This is a genomic window from Pseudophaeobacter sp. 1A16562 (assembly GCF_041008785.1).
In the GTDB taxonomy this organism is placed as follows: domain Bacteria; phylum Pseudomonadota; class Alphaproteobacteria; order Rhodobacterales; family Rhodobacteraceae; genus Phycobacter; species Phycobacter gallaeciensis_A.
Genome location: NZ_JAXGFT010000002.1, coordinates 94,745 through 114,672 on the forward strand (window position 1 = coordinate 94,745; position 19,928 = coordinate 114,672).

Here is a 19,928-nt window from a genome sequence, read left to right on the forward strand (position 1 = left end):
CCAACGAATAGGAAAGCTACGTCCGGATCCGGGCGTGGTTTTTTCTTTGTGGCGGTCCTACCAGGCGTCGGCGTAGCGGGGGCCGGGGGGCGCGTGGCCTGCGCTCTCCAACGCGCGGTGCAGCGCGGCGCGGGTCTCTGCCGGGTCGATGACCGCGTCGAATTCCAGCAGGCTGGCAGCATTCAGTGCCTTTCCGCGCTCATACAGGGCATCGACGAGGCGTTGATATTCCGCTTCCCGCTCTGCCGGGTCCTCAATCGCGTTCAGATGGTCGCGGTGGCCCAGCCTGACTGCGCCCTCCAACCCCATGGCGCCGACCTCTCCGGTGGGCCAGGCACAGCAGAAATGCGGACGATCCAACCCGCCGCCCGCCATCGCCATCGCGCCCAGACCATAGGCCTTGCGCAGGATTAGCGTCACCAGCGGTTGGCTGAAATGGGCTCCGGCCAGAAACAGCCGCGAGATATGCGCCACCTGTCCGGTTTTCTCGACCTCGGGGCCGACCATGAAGCCGGGCGTGTCGCATAGGGTGACGACGGGCAGGCCCCAGGCATCACACAGCTGCAGGAAACGCGCGCCCTGGTCACCGGCCTCGGCATCGATGGCGCCGCCAAGGTGCAGCGGGTTGTTCGCCAGCAGCCCCACTGCGCGACCTCTGATCCGGGCAAAGCCGGTGATCATGCCCGCGCCAAACCCGCGGCGCAGCTCCTGAAACGTGTCACTGTCGGCCAGCCCGTCGATGGCTGCGCGCATGTCATAGGCGCGGGTGCGGTCCACAGGCACGACATTGCGCAGGTCCGGGGTTTCCTCTGGGTCATCGGCGGGTGGTGTCTGTGCGGCCTCAAGGCCCAGCAGCCGTTTCGCAGCCACCACAGCCTCGGCTTCGTCTTCGGTCAGAATATCGATCAGCCCGGTGCCTGCCTGCACGTCACTGGGGCCGATCTCCTTCGGGGCGACGACACCCAGCCCGCCGCCTTCTATCATCGCCGGGCCGCCCATGCCGATCCAGCTATTGCGGGTGGCGATCCGGAGGTCGCAGACCCCGTAAAGGGCCGCGTTTCCGGCGAAACAATAGCCCGACACGATGCCGATTTTCGGCCCTTTGTAGGCGGCGAAATGGCGGAAGGAGGTGACATTCAACCAAGCGGCCATGATCAGGGCGGTGTCGCCGTCGTTGGGTCTTCCGCCGCCGCCTTCGGCAAAGAGGACGATGGGCAGCCGGTCGCGGCTGGCGACCTCGATCAGGCGGTCCATCTTACGGTGGTGGTTGAAACCCTGTGTGCCTGCCAGAACCATGTAATCTACCGCCATGGCAGCCACCGTACGCCCAGAAACCGTGCCGATTCCGCAGATGATACCGTCGCCCTGCGTGCGCGCCTGCAGATCGGGCAGCGCCCGCTTGCCGCGTTGGGCCGCCACAGCAAGGGCGCCATATTCGGTGAAACTGCCCGCATCGAACAGATCGTTGATGTTCTCCCTTGCGGTGCGGCCTCCCAGCGCGTGACGTTTGGCGACGGCCTCGGGACGGGCGGCATCGTCCAGCAGCGCCATGCGGGCCGCATATTCCTCCAGATCAGGACGGGCGGTATCGTCGGTTGCGACCTCCTCAACGGACACGCTGCCGGGTTCCAATGTAATCAGCGTTTCACCGCCCTGCAACTCTTGTCCGGCGGTCACATGAACGGCAGTGACAATCCCGCTCTGCTCGGCGCGGATTTCATGGCGCATTTTCATCAGTTCGGTGGCCAGCAACACCGTGCCTGCGGCCACTTCCTGACCCGGAGCGACATGGACTTCGGCGACGATTGCGGCGCTTTCGGCCTTTATGAGTGTCACCAGTACCCCTCCCTGATCGCTGATGTTGTTCTCAGTCAAGCGTTCGCCGGGGGCAGCTGTCAATTTGACCGTGGGGTCACTTTTCCGGATCAGGGCTGGGGCGGGACACAGAAGGTTGTTATCTACCCGCGACTTGGGGGTTTTCGTGCCGACCTCTTGCGGCTAGCGTTGCGCAAAATCGACTGGAGAGATCATCATGAGCCAATATGCAGGAATGACGCAGACCGAAACCGGTGCAGGGGTGCTGTGCGATCTGCGCAGCGACACGGTCACCCGCCCCGACGACGCGATGCGTCAGGCCATGGCGGCGGCCGAGGTGGGCGATGATGTCTATGGCGAGGATCCGCAGGTCAACCAGTTGGAGGCCACCCTGGCCGAGCGTCTGGGCAAGGAAACGGGCCTGTTCCTGCCCACCGGCACCCAGAGCAACCTGACCGCGCTCCTGTCCCATTGCGGGCGTGGAGAGGAAATCATCACCGGCCGCGACTACCACGTCTTCAAATACGAGGCGGCCGGCGCTTCGGTGCTGGGCGGCAGCGCGCTCTACCCGCTGGAGGTGCAGCCCGGCGGTGGACTTGATCCCGCAGCGATCGCGGCAGCGGTCAAACCGGATGATTCCCATATGCCGATCAGCCGCCTGCTGTCCTTGGAGAACACCCACAACGGACAGGCCATTTCGCTGGAGGACATGCGCGCGATGACCGATGCGGGCCGGGCTGCGGGCCTGTCGCTGCATCTGGACGGGGCGCGTTTTTTCAACGCTATCACCGAGCTGGGCTGCTCTGCACCGCATCTGGCGGTTCTGTTCGATACCGTGTCGATCTGCCTGTCCAAGGGGTTGGGCACGCCTGCGGGATCGGTTCTGGTCGGTCCGTCCGATCTGATTGCCCGCGCCCGGCGCTGGCGCAAGATGCTGGGCGGCGGCATGCGCCAGTCCGGGGTGTTGGCTGCGGCAGGTCTGATGGCGCTGGAGCAGAACGTCGACCGTCTGTCAGAGGATCACGCCCGGGCCGCTACGCTGGCAGATGCCTTGCGCGCTCTGGGCGCGGGAGAAGTCACGCAAGCCACGAACATGGTGTTCTTCACCCCGGCAGAGGTGCAGAACGCAGCCCTGCAGGCGCATCTGGCCAAGGCGGGCGTGGTGATTGGGGCAGGGGACAGCGGCCCGATCCGGCTGGTGCTGCACAAGGATGTCACCGATGAGGGCCTCAACGGCGCGATTGCCGCGTTCCAGGCCTTCTTCAGCTAAGGCGTTTCGCGACGGGTTATCCGTTGCACAAACGGGATCAGGGTAAATGCGATTTGCCCTGCCAACCCGATCGCCCCGGCAGGGGTGGCCCAGTGGCTGAAGTAGCTGCTGGGGCGCGCGCCCATCAGGTTGGTGGCGAGTACATATTCCGCGACCATCAGCAGCCCGAAGGCCCAGATCCCCATCCACAGGCGCGCGGCGGCAGGATGCAGATCCTTGCGATTCCGGGTCAGGTGCCGGGCGATCAGCCAGCTGAGGGTGAGCATGATGGGCAGTTCAAGGCAGACCGCCCAGAGTTCATCCATCAGGGGCAGCAGCACGAAGATCCGCAGGCTGCCCAGAACAAATCCGCAGAAGAACACGGCCGCAAAATAAAATATGGCGGCTCTCAGAACCGGGCGGTGCAGGGCGGTTGGCATGGCTGTCCTTCCCCTCTCACCGTCAGAGTTCCTTGCGGGCCTTCAGCGCGGCGCTGATGGTGCCGTCGTCGAGGTAATCCAGCTCGCCGCCGATCGGAACACCCTGCGCCAGTGAGGTAAGTTTGACCTGACCGCTCAGCTGGTCGGCGATGTAATGGGCCGTGGTCTGCCCGTCGATGGTGGCATTCAGCGCCAGGATCACCTCGCTCACCGCTTCGCTGCCGACCCGGTCGACCAGGCGGGGAATGCGCAGATCCTCGGGGCCGATGGCGTCCAGCGCCGAGAGGGTGCCGCCGAGTACGTGATAGCGCCCCTTGAAAACGCCTGCGCGCTCCATCGCCCAGAGATCCGAGACGCTTTCGACGACGCAGATCTCGCCATTGGCGCGGGCCTCACTGTCGCAGATCTCGCAGATGTCCTCGGTCCCCACGTTGCCGCAGTTGAGGCATTCGCGGGCGGTGGTGGCGACGCGGGTCATCATGTCCGACAGCGGTGTCAGCAAAAGCGCGCGTTTGCGGATCAGGTGCAACACTGCCCGCCGGGCCGAACGCGGCCCCATGCCGGGCAGTTTTGCCATCAGATCGATGAGGGTTTCGATGTCGCTGGTAGAGCGGTCTTGCATGGAGGCGGCCTTTGGAGTGTTAGCCCATATAGACGCATCACGGCGGGCAATGGCAAGGGGAAGCGCGATGGATGTTCAGGGTTTGTCTGGGCGGTGCCTGCGCGTCAGATCGGGCAAAGGGCGTATGCCCGTGAGACATGAAAAAGGCGGCCAAGGCCGCCTTTTCGGAACTTTTCAGTCGCGCCTCCGGATCAGAAGGGCAGCTTGATGTCCTTGGGAAGGCCCATGCTTTCCGTGAGGTTGGTCATCTCTTCCTGCGCTTTTTCGGCTGCCTTGGACTGTGCGTCCTTGATGGCGGCCAGGATCAGGTCCTCGACCATTTCCTTGTCATCGCCGTTGAAGATGGACGGGTCGATATCCAGCGCCTTGAGGTCGCCCTTGGCCGAGGCGGTGGCCTTGACCAGGCCCGCGCCTGCTTCGCCGGTAACCATGACGTTGTGCAGGTCTTCCTGCATCTGCGCCATCTTGGTTTGCAGTTCCTGTGCCGATTTCATCATCTTGGCCATATCGCCAAGACCGCCGAGGCCTTTGAGCATGGTGTTTCTCCTAAGTGCGGGGGCGCAGGGCGCCGTAAGTCATCCCCGAACATATCGCAATTGCAAGCGCGATGAACAAGTGGGGGGAGGCGGTGCAGTCTTCGATTATGCCCAAGGCACTCTTATCATCAAAGAAAAGCTCATGATTATCGACGGCAATTGCGGCCGCGAGCATGCCCCAAAGAAAGCCTGCGATTGCAAAGGAGGCGCGCTTTCTGCTGTACAGCGCGAATCCGGCAAGAGCGAAGAGGGCCAAGACAGCAGGCTTGGCCGACAACCGCCAAAGCACATCCCACGCGCTATCGGATAGATCGCCGGTGGCAAAGCAGGTTTTGGCGAAGGCGGTTGTTGGCAGGGTGAACAAGAGGACCGTCAGGCCAGTCGCTACCCGTCTTCGAACGGATCCCATTCGTCTTCTACCTCGGGCAGGGCTTCGGCCTCGACCTCGGCGGCCATTTCCTCGGCGGTACGGATACGGGTGATCCGGGCCTTGGGGAAACTGTCGATCACCGCCTGTACCAGCGGGTGTTCGCTGGCCTTCGTCCGCAATGCGTTTTCGGCGGCATCGCGGATTTCGGCGATCGTCGGGGCCTCGCCGTCGGGTGCGATGGTGACGACCCAGCGGCTGCCGGTCCAGTTTTGCAAGGCGGTGCCGAGGCGCGCAGCAAGGTCTCGGGGCGCATTCGCATGCGGTGTGAATTCGATCCGGCCCGGCTGGTAAGCGACGAGGCGCACGCCTGTTTCCACCTCGACCAGCAGTTTCACATCACGGTTGGTGCGGATCAGTTCCACCACATGCTCGAAGGTCGGGTAGCGGGCGAGGGCCTTTTCTGCGGCCGGTGCCAGCGCAGTGGCTTGTCCCTGCCCTTGGCCGTGCGACATGGTCATGCCGCCGGACGATCCACCGCCCGGTGCGCCTTGCGGCGGAGCAGAGGTGATAGCCGATGCCCCGCCCGCGGCAGGCGCGCCCACGCTTTGCATGGGCATTCCGCCACCACCGCCGGGCGGCGGGGGCGGCATATCCTGCAGCTTGCGGATCAACTCCTCGGGACTGGGCAGATCGGCCACGTGCGTCAGGCGGATCACCGCCATCTCGGCAGCCATCATGGCGTTGGGGGCGGCGGCGACCTCTTCCAGCGCCTTGAGCAGCATCTGCCACATGCGGGTCAGCACCCGCATCGGCAGCGCTTCGGCCATCTGTTGACCGCGGGCGCGCTCATCCGGGCTGATGGTCGGATCCTCTGCCGCGTCTGGCGTAATCTTTACCACCGACACCCAATGGGTGATTTCGGCCAGATCGCGCAGAACAGCCAGCGGATCGGCGCCTTCGGCATATTGCGAGGAGAGCTCGCTGAGCGCCGCAGCCGCATCGCCGCGCAGGATCATATCCATCAGATCCAGCACCCGGCCCCGGTCGGCAAGGCCCAGCATGGCGCGGACCTGATCGGCGGTGGTCTCGCCCGCACCGTGGGAAATCGCCTGATCCAGCAGCGAGGTTGCATCGCGGGCCGAACCTTCGGCGGCGCGGGTGATGAGAGCGAGCGCATCCTCGGCAATCTGGGCGTTTTCGGCAGTTGCGATCTTGCGCAGGAGGGCGATCATCACCTCGGGTTCAATCCGGCGCAGATCGAACCGCTGGCAGCGCGACAGCACCGTCACCGGCACTTTGCGGATCTCGGTGGTGGCGAAGATAAACTTCACGTGGGCGGGGGGTTCCTCCAGCGTTTTCAGCAGCGCGTTGAACGCGCTGGTAGAGAGCATGTGAACCTCGTCGATGATGTAAATCTTATAGCGGGCCGAGGCCGCGCGGTATTGCACCGAATCGATGATTTCGCGGATGTCGCCGACGCCGGTGCGGCTGGCGGCGTCCATCTCCATCACGTCCACGTGGCGGCCTTCCATTATCGCGAGGCAATGCTCGCACTGACCGCAGGGTTCGGTGGTGGGGCCGCCGTTGCCATCGGTGCCGATACAGTTCATCCCCTTGGCAATGATCCGGGCGGTGGTGGTCTTACCCGTGCCGCGAATACCGGTCATGATGAAAGCCTGGGCGATCCGGTTCGCGGCAAAGGCGTTTTTCAGCGTACGCACCATAGCGTCTTGGCCAACCAGATCCGCAAATGTCTCGGGCCGGTACTTGCGGGCGAGGACCTGATACTGGCCGGACGGCTGCTCCGCGTGCTGAACCTCAGCGGTTTGGGTTTCAGGATCGGATGTTGGGGTGTCGCTCATGCTGTCTCGTGCCGGATTCGGAATGGGAGTGGGACCGCCTCATAGGGTAGGGAAGCCCGCGGGCTTCGTCCACCGCTGTTGACCGTCCGGCAGGGCAGGTGGCAGAGTTTTTCCCTGTATGTGGTGGAGAGTGTGTGATGACTGGGATGAGTTCAGATGGGGCAGGCCTGCAGGCCGGGCAGCCCTTTACGATCTACGCGGTGTCCGCCGCCAATGGCATTCTTGCTATCTGCCCGCTGCCCGGTGCCGGGGGCGACTACAAGGGGGATCTTGAGCTGATCCACGACTGGCAGCCCGGTCTGGTCATTTCCATGACCACCGAAGCCGAGCATGTCTCCGTCGGGGCCGCGACGCTGGGGGTTGATCTGCAGAGCATGGGAAGCCGCTGGGTGCATCTGCCGGTGGCGGATTTCGGTGTGCCCGGCCCGGAGGTGAACGAGGCCTGGCCCGGGGTCAGCGCCTCGGCGCGCCAGGCGCTGAACGGTGGCGGCCGCGTTCTAGTGCATTGCCGGGGCGGCTGCGGGCGCTCCGGCATGGTGGTGCTGCGCCTGTTGATCGAATGCGGTGTTGCGCCAGAGGCGGCGCTGAACCGGCTGCGCATGTCTCGCCCCTGCGCGGTCGAGACCGAGGCACAGATGGCCTGGGCCCGCAGCCGCTGAGCCAGAGGCAGCCCGCCGGAGCGGGCCCGGCTGTCATCCCGCTTTCTTCTTCACAGGGCGCGGCATTCATCTGATATAACCGGCGCCCCTCCTGTTGTTTGCTGGGTCGGCCGCTACGCCGCGCTGAGCGGGATGGCTTCTCCGAAGGAGCAGGGGCGATGCGGCAGGTGATCTGCGGGCTGCGCTTGTGGATCGCTGGACAGTAGCGCGTCGGCAAAACGGTCCAGACCGCTGCGCTCTGCTGCGGTGTCCACTTCGCAGAACACCCGGATCCTGTCGTGCGAGGCAAAAAAGCGCGCCGGGCAATGGCGGGTGCAGCCATCGAGCAGGCTGTCGCCGGTGATTTCAAAATCCTCTTCGGTCATATCCCGCGCGGTATCGAGTGCCCCGCACAGGGCCACCAGCATCCGTTCCAGTGCTGGGCAGCTTGCCCCGGTGTGTTGACAGGTTGTTGCCGCAAGTTCATGCGTTTTTGTCGTCCAGATCATCGCGCCCTCCGCGCTGAGGCAGGGGCATAAAGAGGGGGAGAGACATGTGGCCGGATGCTTGTCGGCCAGAACGGGCCGCGCAACAGGAGCCATCTCACCCGCTCCGGACACCCCGCCCGGTTTCGAGTTGTGCGATGGCAGGTCTCCTGACTTGCGGGTCATAGCTTCTCCGGTCCTTCCCGGCCGCAGGTCTGTACCTTGCGTCCAGTGGATCTTCCGGGGTCGCTCTCCGCCTACAGTTGCGGGGGCAGTCGTGGAATTGTTCTGGCCGAGAGAGGCCGGATCGCACCACGTTCCCTTTTCATCCCGGACCCGCAAAAGGCGGATCGCGGAAACCATCTGTGAAATGGGTAGCGGGTCGAAGGGCGAGTCGTCAATTCGCTTGTGTGAAAGTCGGAGAAATCCGCGCCAACGCCAGCAAGCCAGGTCAGCTAGCTGATTTGTGCAGGCGGATGCGGTGCCCTCAGGCCGTGCGGTTCAACCGTTCTTCGGTCAGCCGGGCGAAATCTGCCGCGCGCGCTTTGAATTTTTTATTGAGCGAACCGCGCGCCAGTTTGAAGGATTGCAGCAGCAACCGCCCCGACAGGGTCTTGGCCGTCAGGTTGAGCGAAATTGTTACACGGGTGCGCCGCGGCGACAGCGCCATCAGTTCGATCTCGGTTTCGCCGTTCAGCCCGCTGCTGTCGCCGGACAGCAGAATGCGGGTGACGGGATCATAGGATTTGAGAGCAATGCGCAGCTCGCGCGCCTTGCCGCGAAAGTTGAATTTGGCATCCCAGGCGAGGCCGTTTTCAGGCGTGCTGATATCGCCGATCCGTTGCACGTCGATGCCGCGCCGGATGGCCGAGCGTTCAAAGCTTTCAAAGTCCGACAGGGCTTCAAACACGTCGGCGATCGGTGAATCGATATCTTCTTTACTCGTGAAATCCATGACTCTGACGCCTGCTTGCCTGTTTTGATTGATCAATTCTCAGCGTGGCCGCGATATTCCCTTTAATCCAGTGTATCCGCAAGCCAGTTCTGCAACAGAAAATGTGCAATTGCTCCTTTTCGGGCAGGCTTCAGGATCGGGTGCTCTCCGGCAAAGGCGGTCATCATGTCCTGCTTGCTGACCCAGATCGCGTCCTCGATTTCATGTGGGTCGATGGTCAGCTCGCGATCCAGCGCGATCCCGCGGCAGCCGAACATCAGCGACATGGGAAAGGGCCAGGGCTGGCTGGACAGGTATTCCACCTCTCCGACCTTCACGCCGGATTCTTCCAGAACTTCACGCCGCACGGCGGCCTCAAGCGTTTCGCCGGGTTCAACGAAACCGGCCAGCAGGGAGTACATACCTTCCGGCCATCCGGGAGAGCGGCCCATCAGGACCTCGTCCCCATGGGTAATCAGCATGATCACAACAGGATCGGTGCGGGGAAAATGGCTCGCCTTGCAGCTGGGGCAATTTCTTTGCCAGCCAGCCTGAACCATATCACTGGGGTGGCCACAGCGGGCACAGAACCCATGCGAGCCATGCCAGGAAAACAGCGCCTTGGCGGTGGCGGCCAGCTCGGCCTCCAGCGGGGTCAGCCGGGTCATCACCCTGCGCAGCTCGGCGAAAGCATAACCAGAGGGCAGGTCCGGGTGCTGCTGCTCCGTCACATCGGCAAAACTGGCCAGCGCCATCTCGTCCAGCGCATCGGGCTGCCAACTGCTGATGTCGCAGGCGAAGGCCGGGCTTTGATCCGGCAGGAGGCCGAGAAACAGAGCGGCGTCGCGGCACTCTGCTGCCACCGGATGCGTGGTGGAGATCCAGGCAAGAGCGTCCGGTCCGCGCTCTGGATCTGACCGCTGGCACAGGGGTTTGCCGCGCCACATCATCAGCACCTGTGCATTCTGTGCCCCCCAGGCAGCGTCTAGCGCTTCGGCATCCGCACGCAGATGCGCGCTGCGGTCCAGGCCACCCTTGCCGCCAAATGTCACCTCTTCGGCCCGTTTCATATCGTTGTCCTTCTTTTGGCAGGGGATCCGGCGTTAAGGCCCGATTTCCTGCATTGATGGCGGCAAAACCGCGCAATGACCAGCCTGTTCGGGTAGCGCTGTCGATGCATTTTTATGGTTGTCAGCGGATGTTTAACGCCGGGTCACCGGTCTGCCGCTGGATATTGGCGTTAGACCGGTCAAATTTTCGGCATCAGCGCCACAATCGTTAACATCCTCAAAAATGGTGACTTTGCAAATCAAGGAAACGCTGTTTCAAAGGGTTAACGCGTTCGTGTCAGAACGTGAGAAAAAACGAAGATCGGAAGACGCCGTGCAGGCTGCGGGTAGAGCAATATGACAGGACCGGATCAATCCTTGCCATTGGGGAAGGGGGTGCTGCGCTTGTTGGCAACCACCGATCTGCACAGCAATCTGCTCAGCTACGACTATTATGCCGACCGGCCGGACCCCAGCATCGGCCTGTCCCGCGTCGCGTCCCTGATCGCAGAGGCGCGGCAAGAGGTCCGGGAGGCTGGGGGCACGGTGCTGCTCTTGGACAATGGTGATGGGCTGCAAGGGGCGCCGATTGGTGAAATTTCCTCTGACGACCCGATCGTGCCGCATCCACTGATGCAGGCCTTCGACGTGTTGCAATACGATGCCATCGGGCTTGGAAATCACGACTTCAACTTCGGTCTGGAGACGCTTGAGCAGGTGCTGGAGCAGGCACCCTGTCCGGTGATTTGCTCGAATATGACAGCCGTGGAGGAGGGACGGGAGCTACCTTTCGCCCGCTCCACCATTCTGGAGCGGGAGGTGCCTGCCTGCGCTGGTGCGCCGCCGCTGCGGATCGGGATCCTGTCGGTGCTGCCGCCGCAGACGGTAACTTGGGATGCGCATCTTCTGGAAGGTCAGGTCGTGGTTGCGGACATGGTGCAGGCGGCTGCCGCTGCTGCCAGCGCGCTGCGGCGGGAAGGATGCGATATCGTGATCGCATTGGCGCATACCGGTGTCGGAGGGCTGGAGCGGGTGCCGGGCATGGAGAATGCCTTGCTTCCCATCGCGGCCACGGCGGGAATCGATGCGGTGATCGGCGGGCACACCCACAAGACCCTTCCAGATCCCGAGCACAGTTTCACCAAGCCGGTGGTCATGCCGGGCGCACATGGCTCACACTTGGGGCAGATCGATCTGCAGGTGTCGCACGGCCCGGAGGGGTGGCGGCTGGAAAATTGGGACGCCCGCCTCAAACCCATCTGCAGCAGGGCAGAGAATGGCGATCTGATGTCTCTGGTCGAGGAGGACGCTGAACTGACCCGTGCGCTTGGCCCCGCGCATGATTCAACGCGCGAACGGATGCGTCAGCCCGTTGGCTTCAGTGACGTGCCTTTGCACTCCTTCTTTACTTTCTTTGGGCCCGATCTTGGGCTGGAACTTGCAGCAGCAGCGCAGGCGGCAGCGGTCAGGCCGCTGCTGGAAGGCACTGAGGTTGGCAAACTGCCGCTCTTGTCCGCGGCGGCGCCGGGTAAATTCGGTGGCCGCTCCGGGCCCGGGCATTATACCGACATCGGGCGTGGCGATCTGTGTATGCGCAACGTCGCTGATCTTCACATCTTCCCGAATGAGCTTAGGCTGGTGGTTGCGACCGGCGCGCAGGTGCTGGACTGGCTGGAAATGTCCGCGGGTGTGTTCAAACAAGTCCGCCCCGGCAGTACCGAACAGGAACTGGTTGATCCCAGCCGTGCCGGGCATAATTTTGACGTTCTTTTTGGCCTGCAATACGAAATAGATCTCTCGGCACCGCCGCGGTTTTCGTCCTCTGGCGTGCGGATCAACCCGGCGGCAGGGCGCATTCGACGTCTTCGCGTGCACGGGCGGCCTGTGGCCCCTGCGCAGCGTTTTGCCGTCGTGGTCAACAGTTACAGGGTCAGCGGTGGTGGTAATTTCCAGATGGTCAAAGACGCCGAGAACATCCCGCTGCCGCCGGTGCGAATCCGGGATGTGATCCGGGACTACGTTGCGGGCCGCCTGCCTGAGGATCCACTGGCGCAGGAAGAGTATCCGTGGCGGTTTGCCGAGCTCAACAACGCCGAGGCTGCCGCCTATACCAGCCCGGAGGCGGTGCAGTATCTGGATGAATTGCCGGAGGGGCAGGTGCGCAACTGCGGTATGACACCAAAAGGCTTTCTGAAACTGATGCTTGCCCTCTGAACTGCGGAGCGGTGGATCGGGGAGGCCCCCTTGTCATTGCTGCGGCAGCCGCCTATATCGGGATTCGAGAGGTTGGCGCGGGCAAGCGCCTCGCCAACCTGGTCAGGTCCGGAAGGAAGCAGCCACAACGAGCCCCGCTTGGGTCGATGTCCAACCTCTCACCTTTCCCCAAAATACAGGTCCAGCCCGCCGAAAGGCGTGGGCTGTCTTAATGCCCGCAGAATTGCAGGTTAGTAGCGGCCATTGTCGGCGGGATAGACGCCCAGGATCTCGACGTTGGTGGTAAAATAGGCCAGCTCGTCCATCGCCAGCTGCACGTTCTCATCCTCGGGATGGCCTTCGATATCGGCATAGAACTGTGTCGCCGTGAAGGAGCCGTCGACCATATAGCTTTCCAGCTTGGTCATGTTGATTCCATTGGTGGCAAAGCCTCCCATCGCCTTGTAGAGCGCGGCGGGGATGTTGCGCACCTGGAACACGAAGCTGGTGATCATGCCATGGGCACCGCGACGGCTGTAATCTGGCTCGCGTGACATGATCAGGAACCGCGTGGTGTTGTCGCCGTTGTCTTCGATATGGCGGGCCAGCACATCCAGACCGTAGATCTCTCCGGCCAGCTCGCTGGCGAGGGCGGCAACGTGTTTGTCGCCTGCCTCCGCCACATCGCGGGCGGCCCGTGCGTTGTCGGGGCTGACCCGGCCGGTGATGTCATGTTTACGCAGGAACTGTCCGCATTGCGGTAGAAGAACCAGATGCGATTTCGCCTCGCGGATATCTTCCAGCCGGGCACCGGGCACGCCCAGAAGATTGATATGCACCCGCACAAATGCCTCGTCGACAATATGCAAGCCGCTGTGCGGCAGCAGACGGTGAATATCGGCCACCCGACCATAGGTCGAATTCTCCACCGGCAGCATGGCGAGGTCCGCCTGACCGCTTGTCACTGCTGCGATCGTGTCCTCGAAATTGCGGCAGGGTAGCACTTCCATGTCGTGCCGCGCGTTGCGGCAGGCTTCGTGGCTGTAAGAGCCAAGCTCCCCCTGAATGGCGATTTTTCCGGTCATGAGTGCGACTTTCCTGCAAAACTTGGACAATCGGGCGTTTCGTCGCGCTGTCTACACCTTGCCACTTGAGAGGGGAAGCCTTAGACACCCTCCCAGACAGCTGAAATGGACTCGCGATCATGTTTGACACGATGACCCTTACCAAAGCGACTGCAGGCTTCTGCGGCGCGTTCCTCGTGTTCCTCCTGGGCAAATGGGCCGCAGAGGAACTGTATCATGTGGAGGCCCATGGCGAGGCTTCTTACGTGATTGAAGTGGCAGAGGCAGGTGGTGCAGAAGAAGAAGTGGAAGAAGTCAGCTTTGAAGAGCTGATGGCCTCCGCTGACGTTGGCAAAGGCGCCAAAGTCTTCAAGAAATGCTCCGCGTGCCACAAGCTTGAGGCTGGCGCCAATGCGACCGGTCCTTATCTCTACGGTGTGGTTGACCGTCCCAAGGCAAGCGCCGAAGGATTTGGTTACTCCGGTGCCCTGTCCGGTATGGAAGGCGCATGGACCGCTGAGAACCTCAATGAATTCCTGACCAAACCGTCCGACTACGCACCGGGCACCACGATGAGCTTCTCTGGCCTGAAAAAGGTCAAGGACCGCGTGAACCTGATCGCCTATCTGGACAGCCTCGACGACTAAACCGTCGCTCCGGCTGGTACAGAACCGGATTTGAGTTTTGAAAGGCCGCTGATCCTCAGCGGCCTTTCGCTTTTTGTGGGGCCTGTCGGAGAATATGTGCCGCAAAAGGATGGGAAATTGCCCTGGCCCAACCCGAAAGTGACCGCATCACAACTTGAATGTTGCGCCTGCCTGCCATTAGCTTGAAATACGGTAGAAATCCGGATCGCTTGAACACCGGACAGCGGAGGTTAAGGCAGATGAGATCACAACAGATGACAGCCCGAACGCAGACCATGCGCGGGGGGCTGCCAGCGCAGCTTGGTTTTCTGATGCAGAGCGTGCTGGTGCTGGGCGCGACGATGCTGGCACTGGTTACCGTGCTGGCAGGAACGGCCCGCGCCGAAGAGACAATCATCAAAAGCCATGGGTTCGCGGAATTCGGTGAACTGAAATACCCCGAAGGATTCGCGCATTTCGACTATGTGAACCCGGAGGCGCCGAAGGGCGGGGAACTGTCCTTTTCCGCCGTCGGTACCTTCGACAGCATGAACCCCTTTACCCGCAAGGGGCGGGGCGGGGCGCTGTCCTCCTACCATCTGGAAAGCCTGTTGATCGAATCCTATGACGAACCGGGCTCCTATTACGGGCTGATTGCGGAAAGTCTGGAATACCCCGAAAGCCAGGATTGGGTGATCTTCAACCTGCGCCCCGAAGCGCGGTTTTCGGATGGATCGCCTGTGACCGCCGATGACGTGGTCTTTTCCCATAACATCCTGCTGGATCAGGGGCTGCAATCCTATGCCGAGGCAGTGCGCAAACGCATCCCCAAGGCCGAGGCGCTTGGCCCGCACCGGGTCAAATTCTACTTCTCACCCGATTTCCCGCGCCGCGCGATGATTTCGCAGGTTGCAGGCACGCCCGTCTTCTCCAAGGCCTGGTTCGAAGCCGATCCCGAAAACCGCCGTCTTGATGAGCCGCGTCTGGATCCGGGAATCGGGTCGGGGCCATATGTTCTCGACAGCTTCGACATCAATCAGCGTATCGTCTACCGCCGCAATCCGGATTACTGGGGCGCCGATCTCAATGTGAATGTCGGCCGCCACAACTACGACAGCATCCGGATCGAGTATTTCGGCGATGCCATCGCGGCGATGGAAGGGTTCAAGGCCGGTGTCTACACCCTGCGCCCCGAGAACAGTTCCAAAAGCTGGGCGACCGCCTATGAGTTTGACGCGGTTGCGCGCGGCGATGTCATCAAGGACGAAATCCCCGACGGTAACGTGCCTGCTGCCAATGGTTTTGTTATGAACCTGCTGCGTCCCGTGTTCCAGGACATCCGCGTGCGCGAAGCGGTGCAACTGGCCTTCAACTTCGAATGGACCAACGAAAGCCTGCAATACGGACTATTCCGGCACCGCTCCTCCTTCTGGCAGGACAGCGCGCTGGAGGCCAGGGGCCTGCCGGAAGGGCGCGAAAAAGAAGTGCTCGAGGCGCTGGGCGACCAGATCGACCCCACCATCCTGACCACTGAACCGGTGATGGCGCATGCTTCGAAACCGGGGCGTCCATCGGACCGCCGCAATCTGCGCCGGGCGATGAAACTGCTGGATGAGGCAGGCTGGACCGTTGGCGATGACGGGGTGCGCCGCAATGCGGCGGGCGAGGTCATGCAGATCGAATTCCTGCTCGATAGCCCGACGCTGGAACGCATCGTACAGCCCTATGTCGCGAACCTCATCACCATGGGGATCGATGCCAAGCTGAACCGGGTGGATTTCGCGCAATACACCAGCCGTCGCCGGGAAAAGGATTTCGATATGGTGAGCTTTGCCTATCCGAAGTCGCTGGAACCTTCGACGGGTCTTTATCAACAATTCGGATCGGAGGCGCACCAATATTCGGTGTTCAATCCCGCAGGGCTGGCCGATCCGGCGGTGGACGCGCTGATCGACAATATCGTCAAGGCCACCACCGAGGAGGAACTACACGCCAGCGCCCGCGCGCTGGACCGGGTGCTGCGGGCCAAACGGTTCATGGTTCCCACGTGGTATCTGGACGTGAACTGGATCGCCTACTGGAGCATGTACGAATACCCCGAGAACCTGCCACCCTATGCGCCGGGCACGATGGATCTGTGGTGGGTGAACGCCGAAAAGGAGGCCGCTCTCAAGGCCTCTGGCGCGTTGCGGTAGGCCCGTCCCATGGCAGCCTATATTCTGCGGCGTTTCCTGCTGGTGATCCCGACTCTGTTCGGGATCATGGTGATCAACTTTGCCCTGGTGCAATTTGTGCCGGGCGGGCCGGTGGAACAGATCATTGCCCAGATGCAGGGCAGTGGTGATGTGTTCGAAGGCTTTGCCGGTGGTGGCGGCGATGCGGGGGCCACGGAAACCCTTGGATCGAATGACAACTATGCGGGTCGTCAGGGCCTGCCACCCGAGTTGATCGAAGAGTTGAACGCGCAATTCGGTCTAGACAAGCCGCCGTTGGAGCGGTTCATTCAGATGATCGGCAACTATCTTCGGTTCGATTTCGGCGAAAGTTATTTCCGCAAGATCGATGTCACCGAACTGGTGATGGAGAAAATGCCGGTGTCGATTTCGCTGGGCCTGTGGTCGACCTTGATCGCCTATATGATCTCGATCCCGATGGGCATCCGCAAGGCGCTGAGCGACGGATCCCGCTTTGACACATGGACCAGCGGCATGATCATCGCGGCCTATGCGATCCCCTCGTTCCTGTTCGCGATCCTATTGCTGGTGCTCTTTGCCGGTGGCTCCTATTGGCAGATCTTTCCGCTGCGTGGGCTGACCTCGGACAACTGGGAGGAGCTAAGCCTGCTGGCCAAGATTGGGGATTACTTCTGGCACATCGCGCTGCCGGTCATCGCCTCCACCATCGGGGCCTTTGCGACGCTGACGCTGCTGACCAAGAACTCCTTCCTGGATGAGATCAAGAAACAATACGTGATGACCGCCCGGGCCAAGGGGCTGAGCGAACGACGGGTTCTGTATGGCCATGTGTTCCGCAATGCCATGCTGATCGTGATCGCGGGCTTCCCGGCGGTGTTCATCGGCGTCTTCTTCTCAGGCAGCCTGATCATCGAAACGATCTTCTCGCTCGACGGGCTGGGGCGTCTCGGGTTTGAGGCCGCCGTGGCGCGTGATTATCCGGTGATCTTTGGCACGCTGTTCATCTTTGGCCTGATGAGCCTCGTCGTGGGGATCGTGTCGGACATCATGTATGTGCTGGTCGACCCACGCATCGACTTTGAAAAGAGAGAGGGCTGAGCCATGGCATTGTCCCCACTCAACCAGCGCCGCTGGAACAATTTCCGCCGCAACAAGCGGGCTTTCTGGTCGTTCTGGATCTTTTCGGTGCTGTTCGTGCTGTCGCTGTTTGCCGAGTTCATCGCCAACGACAAACCGATTCTGGTCAGTTATCGCGGCGAATTGCACATGCCGATCTTCAAGTTCTATCCCGAAACCGCCTTTGGCGGCGATTTCAGGACCGAGGCGGTGTACAAGGACCCCGAGGTCGAATGCCTGATCCGCTCGGGCGGCAATCTGGACTGTTTTGATGACCCTGAAGGGATCATGGAACAGATCGCGGCTGGCACCTTTGCAGGGGAAGATTTCCACGAAGGCTGGACCATCTGGCCGCCGATTCCCTACAGCTTTAACACCACGGTGGACCGGCCCGGTGCCGCGCCGCTGCCGCCGAACGGGCAGAACCTCTTAGGCACCGATGATACCAAGCGGGACGTGCTGGCGCGGGTCATCCACGGCTTCCGCCTGTCCATCGTCTTTACCCTGATCGTGACAGGTGCGGCAACCGTTCTCGGCATCGCGGCAGGCGCCGTGCAGGGCTATTTTGGCGGCTGGCTGGATCTTCTGTTCCAGCGGTTCATCGAAATCTGGAGCTCGACCCCGACGCTTTATGTGATCATCATCATGTTCGCGATCCTAGGGCGCAGTTTCTGGCTGCTGGTCTTCCTTATGATCCTGTTCGGCTGGACCGCGCTGGTCGGGGTGGTGCGCGCCGAATTCCTGCGGGCGCGCAATCTGGAGTACGTGCGCGCGGCCAAGGCGCTGGGTGTTGGCAACATGACCATCATGTTCCGCCACATGCTGCCGAATGCCATGGTGGCGACCCTGACGATGATGCCCTTCATCGTGACCGGAACCATCTCATCGCTGGCGGGGCTCGATTTCCTCGGCTTTGGCCTGCCGTCCTCGGCGCCTTCGCTGGGGGAGTTGACCCTCCAGGCGAAACAGAACCTTGAAGCGCCCTGGCTGGCCTTCACCGCCTTCTTCACCTTCGCCATCATGCTGTCGCTTCTTGTCTTTATCTTTGAAGGCATCCGCGACGCCTTCGACCCAAGAAAGACCTTCTCATGACTGCGATACTGGAGGTGAAAGGTCTGCGTGTCTCTTTCCGCCAAGACGGCAAGGAGACCGAAGCGGTCAAAGGCGTGTCCTTTGAGGTGGGGCGTGGCGAAACGGTGGCGCTGGTGGGGGAATCCGGCTCTGGCAAATCCGTGTCGGCTCTGTCGACGGTGTCGCTTCTGGGGGACAGTGCCACGGTGAAGGGATCGGTGCTCTACAACGGCAAGGAGATGGTCGGCGCCGACGAAAAGCATCTGATGAAACTGCGTGGCAACGACATCAGCTTTATCTTTCAGGAGCCGATGACCTCGCTTAATCCGCTGCACACCATTGAAAAGCAACTGTCGGAATCGCTGGCCCTGCATCAGGGGTTGGTGGGGCAGGCGGCGCGGGACCGCATTCTGGAACTGCTGATCAAGGTCGGCATCCGCGATCCGGAAACTCGTCTTGGCGCCTATCCGCACGAGCTGTCCGGTGGGCAGCGGCAGCGGGTGATGATCGCCATGGCGCTGGCCAACAAGCCCGAGATCCTGATCGCGGATGAACCGACCACTGCGCTGGATGTCACTATTCAGGCCCAGATTCTCGAACTTCTGGCCGAGCTGAAGGAAAGCGAAGGCATGGGGTTGTTGTTCATCACCCATGATCTGGCCATCGTGCGGCGCATTGCCGACCGGGTTTGCGTGATGAAGGACGGCGAGATCGTCGAAAACGGTCCTGCCGAGAATATTTTTGCAAACCCGCAGCATCCCTATACGCAGAAATTGCTGGCAGCCGAGCCCTCTGGGCAACCTGCCGCCGTGCCCGAAGGCGCCGAGGAATTGGTCCGAACCTCGGATCTCAAGGTCTGGTTCCCGATCCAGAAGGGGCTGTTGAAGCGCACCGTTGGGCATGTGAAGGCGGTCAATCCGACCTCCATTTCCGTCCGGGCAGGGGAAACCCTTGGCATTGTCGGGGAAAGCGGCTCTGGCAAGACGACCCTGGCGCTGGCCATCATGCGGCTGATTGCGTCGGAGGGTGAGGTGCGATTCCGCGGCGATGACCTGCGGCAATGGTCAACGCGGGATCTGCGGCGCCTGCGCAAGGATATGCAGATCGTGTTTCAGGATCCCTTTGGCTCTCTCAGCCCGCGGATGACCTGCGCACAGATCATTTCCGAAGGTCTGGCGATCCATAAGGTCGACCAGCACCGGAACACCCGCGAGTTGGTGGCTGAGGTGATGCTGGAGGTGGGCCTAGACCCGGCGGCGATGGACCGCTACCCGCACGAGTTTTCGGGCGGACAGCGGCAACGCATCGCCATTGCCCGTGCCATGGTGCTGCGGCCGCGGCTGGTGGTTCTGGATGAGCCGACCTCTGCGCTGGACATGACGGTTCAGGTGCAGATCGTCGATCTGCTGCGCGATCTGCAGACGCGCTATGGACTGGCCTATCTGTTCATTTCACACGATCTGAACGTCGTGCGCGCCATGTCGCACAAGATGATCGTGATGAAACAGGGCGACGTGGTGGAAGCCGGGCAGGCAGACGCGCTGTTTGACAGCCCCCAAGAGGAATACACCCGCCAGCTTCTTGCGGCGACGCGATGAACGGCTGACCCGCCAGCGGCAGGCAGCGGGGCCTTTTGAGGCTCCGGCGCGATACCAAACGGGAT

18 protein-coding genes, 1 other RNA gene and 1 riboswitch are annotated in these 19,928 nt (G+C 61.9%); of the genes, 9 read left to right on the top strand and 10 right to left on the bottom strand.

Going from position 1 to position 19,928, the window contains the following annotated elements; genetic code table 11:
- Positions 1-57: 57 nt before the first annotated feature.
- Entirely contained in the window at positions 58-1,836 is a 1,779-nt protein-coding gene (locus tag SM764_RS02830; RefSeq protein WP_369000959.1) for a carboxyl transferase domain-containing protein, read from the bottom strand.
- Positions 1,837-2,032: 196 nt separating this feature from the next.
- On the opposite strand from SM764_RS02830, the gene ltaE reads away from it, so the two are divergent.
- Entirely contained in the window at positions 2,033-3,085 is a 1,053-nt protein-coding gene (gene ltaE / locus SM764_RS02835; protein ID WP_369000960.1) for a low-specificity L-threonine aldolase, read from the top strand.
- On the opposite strand, the gene SM764_RS02840 is transcribed toward ltaE, so the two are convergent.
- From SM764_RS02840 to SM764_RS02860, 5 genes are all read right to left on the bottom strand, one after another.
- Positions 3,082-3,504 carry a hypothetical protein gene (locus SM764_RS02840; RefSeq protein WP_368947927.1) on the bottom strand — a complete coding sequence of 141 codons (423 nt, stop codon included), beginning with the start codon at positions 3,502-3,504 and terminating at the stop codon, positions 3,082-3,084. The genes ltaE and SM764_RS02840 overlap by 4 nt on opposite strands.
- Before the next feature lie 22 nt (positions 3,505-3,526).
- Positions 3,527-4,126 (bottom strand): recombination mediator RecR, encoded by a 600-nt coding sequence (gene recR, locus SM764_RS02845; RefSeq protein WP_065271302.1) that lies wholly within the window; start codon positions 4,124-4,126, stop codon positions 3,527-3,529.
- A gap of 191 nt (positions 4,127-4,317) precedes the next feature.
- Positions 4,318-4,662 carry a YbaB/EbfC family nucleoid-associated protein gene (locus SM764_RS02850; protein WP_065271301.1) on the bottom strand — a complete coding sequence of 115 codons (345 nt, stop codon included), beginning with the start codon at positions 4,660-4,662 and terminating at the stop codon, positions 4,318-4,320.
- 10 nt (positions 4,663-4,672) lie between these two features.
- Complete coding sequence (locus SM764_RS02855; protein ID WP_368947928.1) at positions 4,673-5,026, bottom strand: hypothetical protein; 354 nt, start codon at positions 5,024-5,026, stop codon at positions 4,673-4,675.
- 20 nt (positions 5,027-5,046) lie between these two features.
- A complete protein-coding gene (locus tag SM764_RS02860; RefSeq protein WP_369000961.1) occupies positions 5,047-6,894 on the bottom strand; it encodes a DNA polymerase III subunit gamma/tau in 1,848 nt (615 codons plus the stop codon).
- A 137-nt stretch (positions 6,895-7,031) separates the two neighbouring features.
- Between SM764_RS02860 and SM764_RS02865 the strand changes: the two genes are divergently transcribed.
- Positions 7,032-7,553: a protein-tyrosine phosphatase family protein gene (locus SM764_RS02865; protein WP_065271298.1), complete on the top strand. Its 522-nt coding sequence runs from the start codon at positions 7,032-7,034 to the stop codon at positions 7,551-7,553.
- A 113-nt stretch (positions 7,554-7,666) separates the two neighbouring features.
- Here the strand turns inward: SM764_RS02865 and SM764_RS02870 are convergent, their stop codons facing one another.
- From SM764_RS02870 to nudC, 3 genes are all read right to left on the bottom strand, one after another.
- Complete coding sequence (locus SM764_RS02870) at positions 7,667-8,041, bottom strand: hypothetical protein (RefSeq protein ID WP_274829726.1); 375 nt, start codon at positions 8,039-8,041, stop codon at positions 7,667-7,669.
- Between the two features lie 119 nt (positions 8,042-8,160).
- Positions 8,161-8,396, bottom strand: a riboswitch (cobalamin riboswitch).
- Positions 8,397-8,504: 108 nt separating this feature from the next.
- A complete protein-coding gene (locus SM764_RS02875) occupies positions 8,505-8,972 on the bottom strand; it encodes an SRPBCC family protein (RefSeq protein WP_274829725.1) in 468 nt (155 codons plus the stop codon).
- Between the two features lie 62 nt (positions 8,973-9,034).
- Complete coding sequence (gene nudC, locus SM764_RS02880) at positions 9,035-10,021, bottom strand: NAD(+) diphosphatase (RefSeq protein ID WP_369000962.1); 987 nt, start codon at positions 10,019-10,021, stop codon at positions 9,035-9,037.
- A 357-nt stretch (positions 10,022-10,378) separates the two neighbouring features.
- On the opposite strand from nudC, the gene SM764_RS02885 reads away from it, so the two are divergent.
- Positions 10,379-12,214 carry a 5'-nucleotidase C-terminal domain-containing protein gene (locus SM764_RS02885; RefSeq protein WP_369000963.1) on the top strand — a complete coding sequence of 612 codons (1,836 nt, stop codon included), beginning with the start codon at positions 10,379-10,381 and terminating at the stop codon, positions 12,212-12,214.
- A gap of 65 nt (positions 12,215-12,279) precedes the next feature.
- An RNA gene (gene ffs / locus SM764_RS02890) (signal recognition particle sRNA small type) lies at positions 12,280-12,378 on the top strand.
- Positions 12,379-12,444: 66 nt separating this feature from the next.
- On the opposite strand, the gene SM764_RS02895 is transcribed toward ffs, so the two are convergent.
- A complete protein-coding gene (locus SM764_RS02895) occupies positions 12,445-13,278 on the bottom strand; it encodes a prephenate dehydratase (protein ID WP_065271293.1) in 834 nt (277 codons plus the stop codon).
- Between the two features lie 119 nt (positions 13,279-13,397).
- On the opposite strand from SM764_RS02895, the gene SM764_RS02900 reads away from it, so the two are divergent.
- The 5 genes from SM764_RS02900 (at position 13,398) to SM764_RS02920 (ending at position 19,863) form a co-directional block, all read left to right on the top strand.
- Positions 13,398-13,904, top strand: a complete 507-nt coding sequence (locus tag SM764_RS02900) for a c-type cytochrome (protein ID WP_368947934.1) — start codon at positions 13,398-13,400, stop codon at positions 13,902-13,904.
- 311 nt (positions 13,905-14,215) lie between these two features.
- Entirely contained in the window at positions 14,216-16,078 is a 1,863-nt protein-coding gene (locus SM764_RS02905) for an extracellular solute-binding protein (RefSeq protein ID WP_490363065.1), read from the top strand.
- A 9-nt stretch (positions 16,079-16,087) separates the two neighbouring features.
- Positions 16,088-17,176 (top strand): microcin C ABC transporter permease YejB, encoded by a 1,089-nt coding sequence (locus SM764_RS02910; RefSeq protein ID WP_065271290.1) that lies wholly within the window; start codon positions 16,088-16,090, stop codon positions 17,174-17,176.
- Between the two features lie 3 nt (positions 17,177-17,179).
- On the top strand, positions 17,180-18,286 hold the full coding sequence (locus tag SM764_RS02915; protein ID WP_065271289.1) for an ABC transporter permease: 1,107 nt from the start codon (positions 17,180-17,182) through the stop codon (positions 18,284-18,286).
- Positions 18,283-19,863, top strand: coding sequence for an ABC transporter ATP-binding protein (locus SM764_RS02920; protein ID WP_369000964.1), 1,581 nt, complete (start codon positions 18,283-18,285; stop codon positions 19,861-19,863). Before SM764_RS02915 ends, SM764_RS02920 begins: the two co-directional genes overlap by 4 nt.
- Positions 19,864-19,928 lie beyond the last annotated feature (65 nt).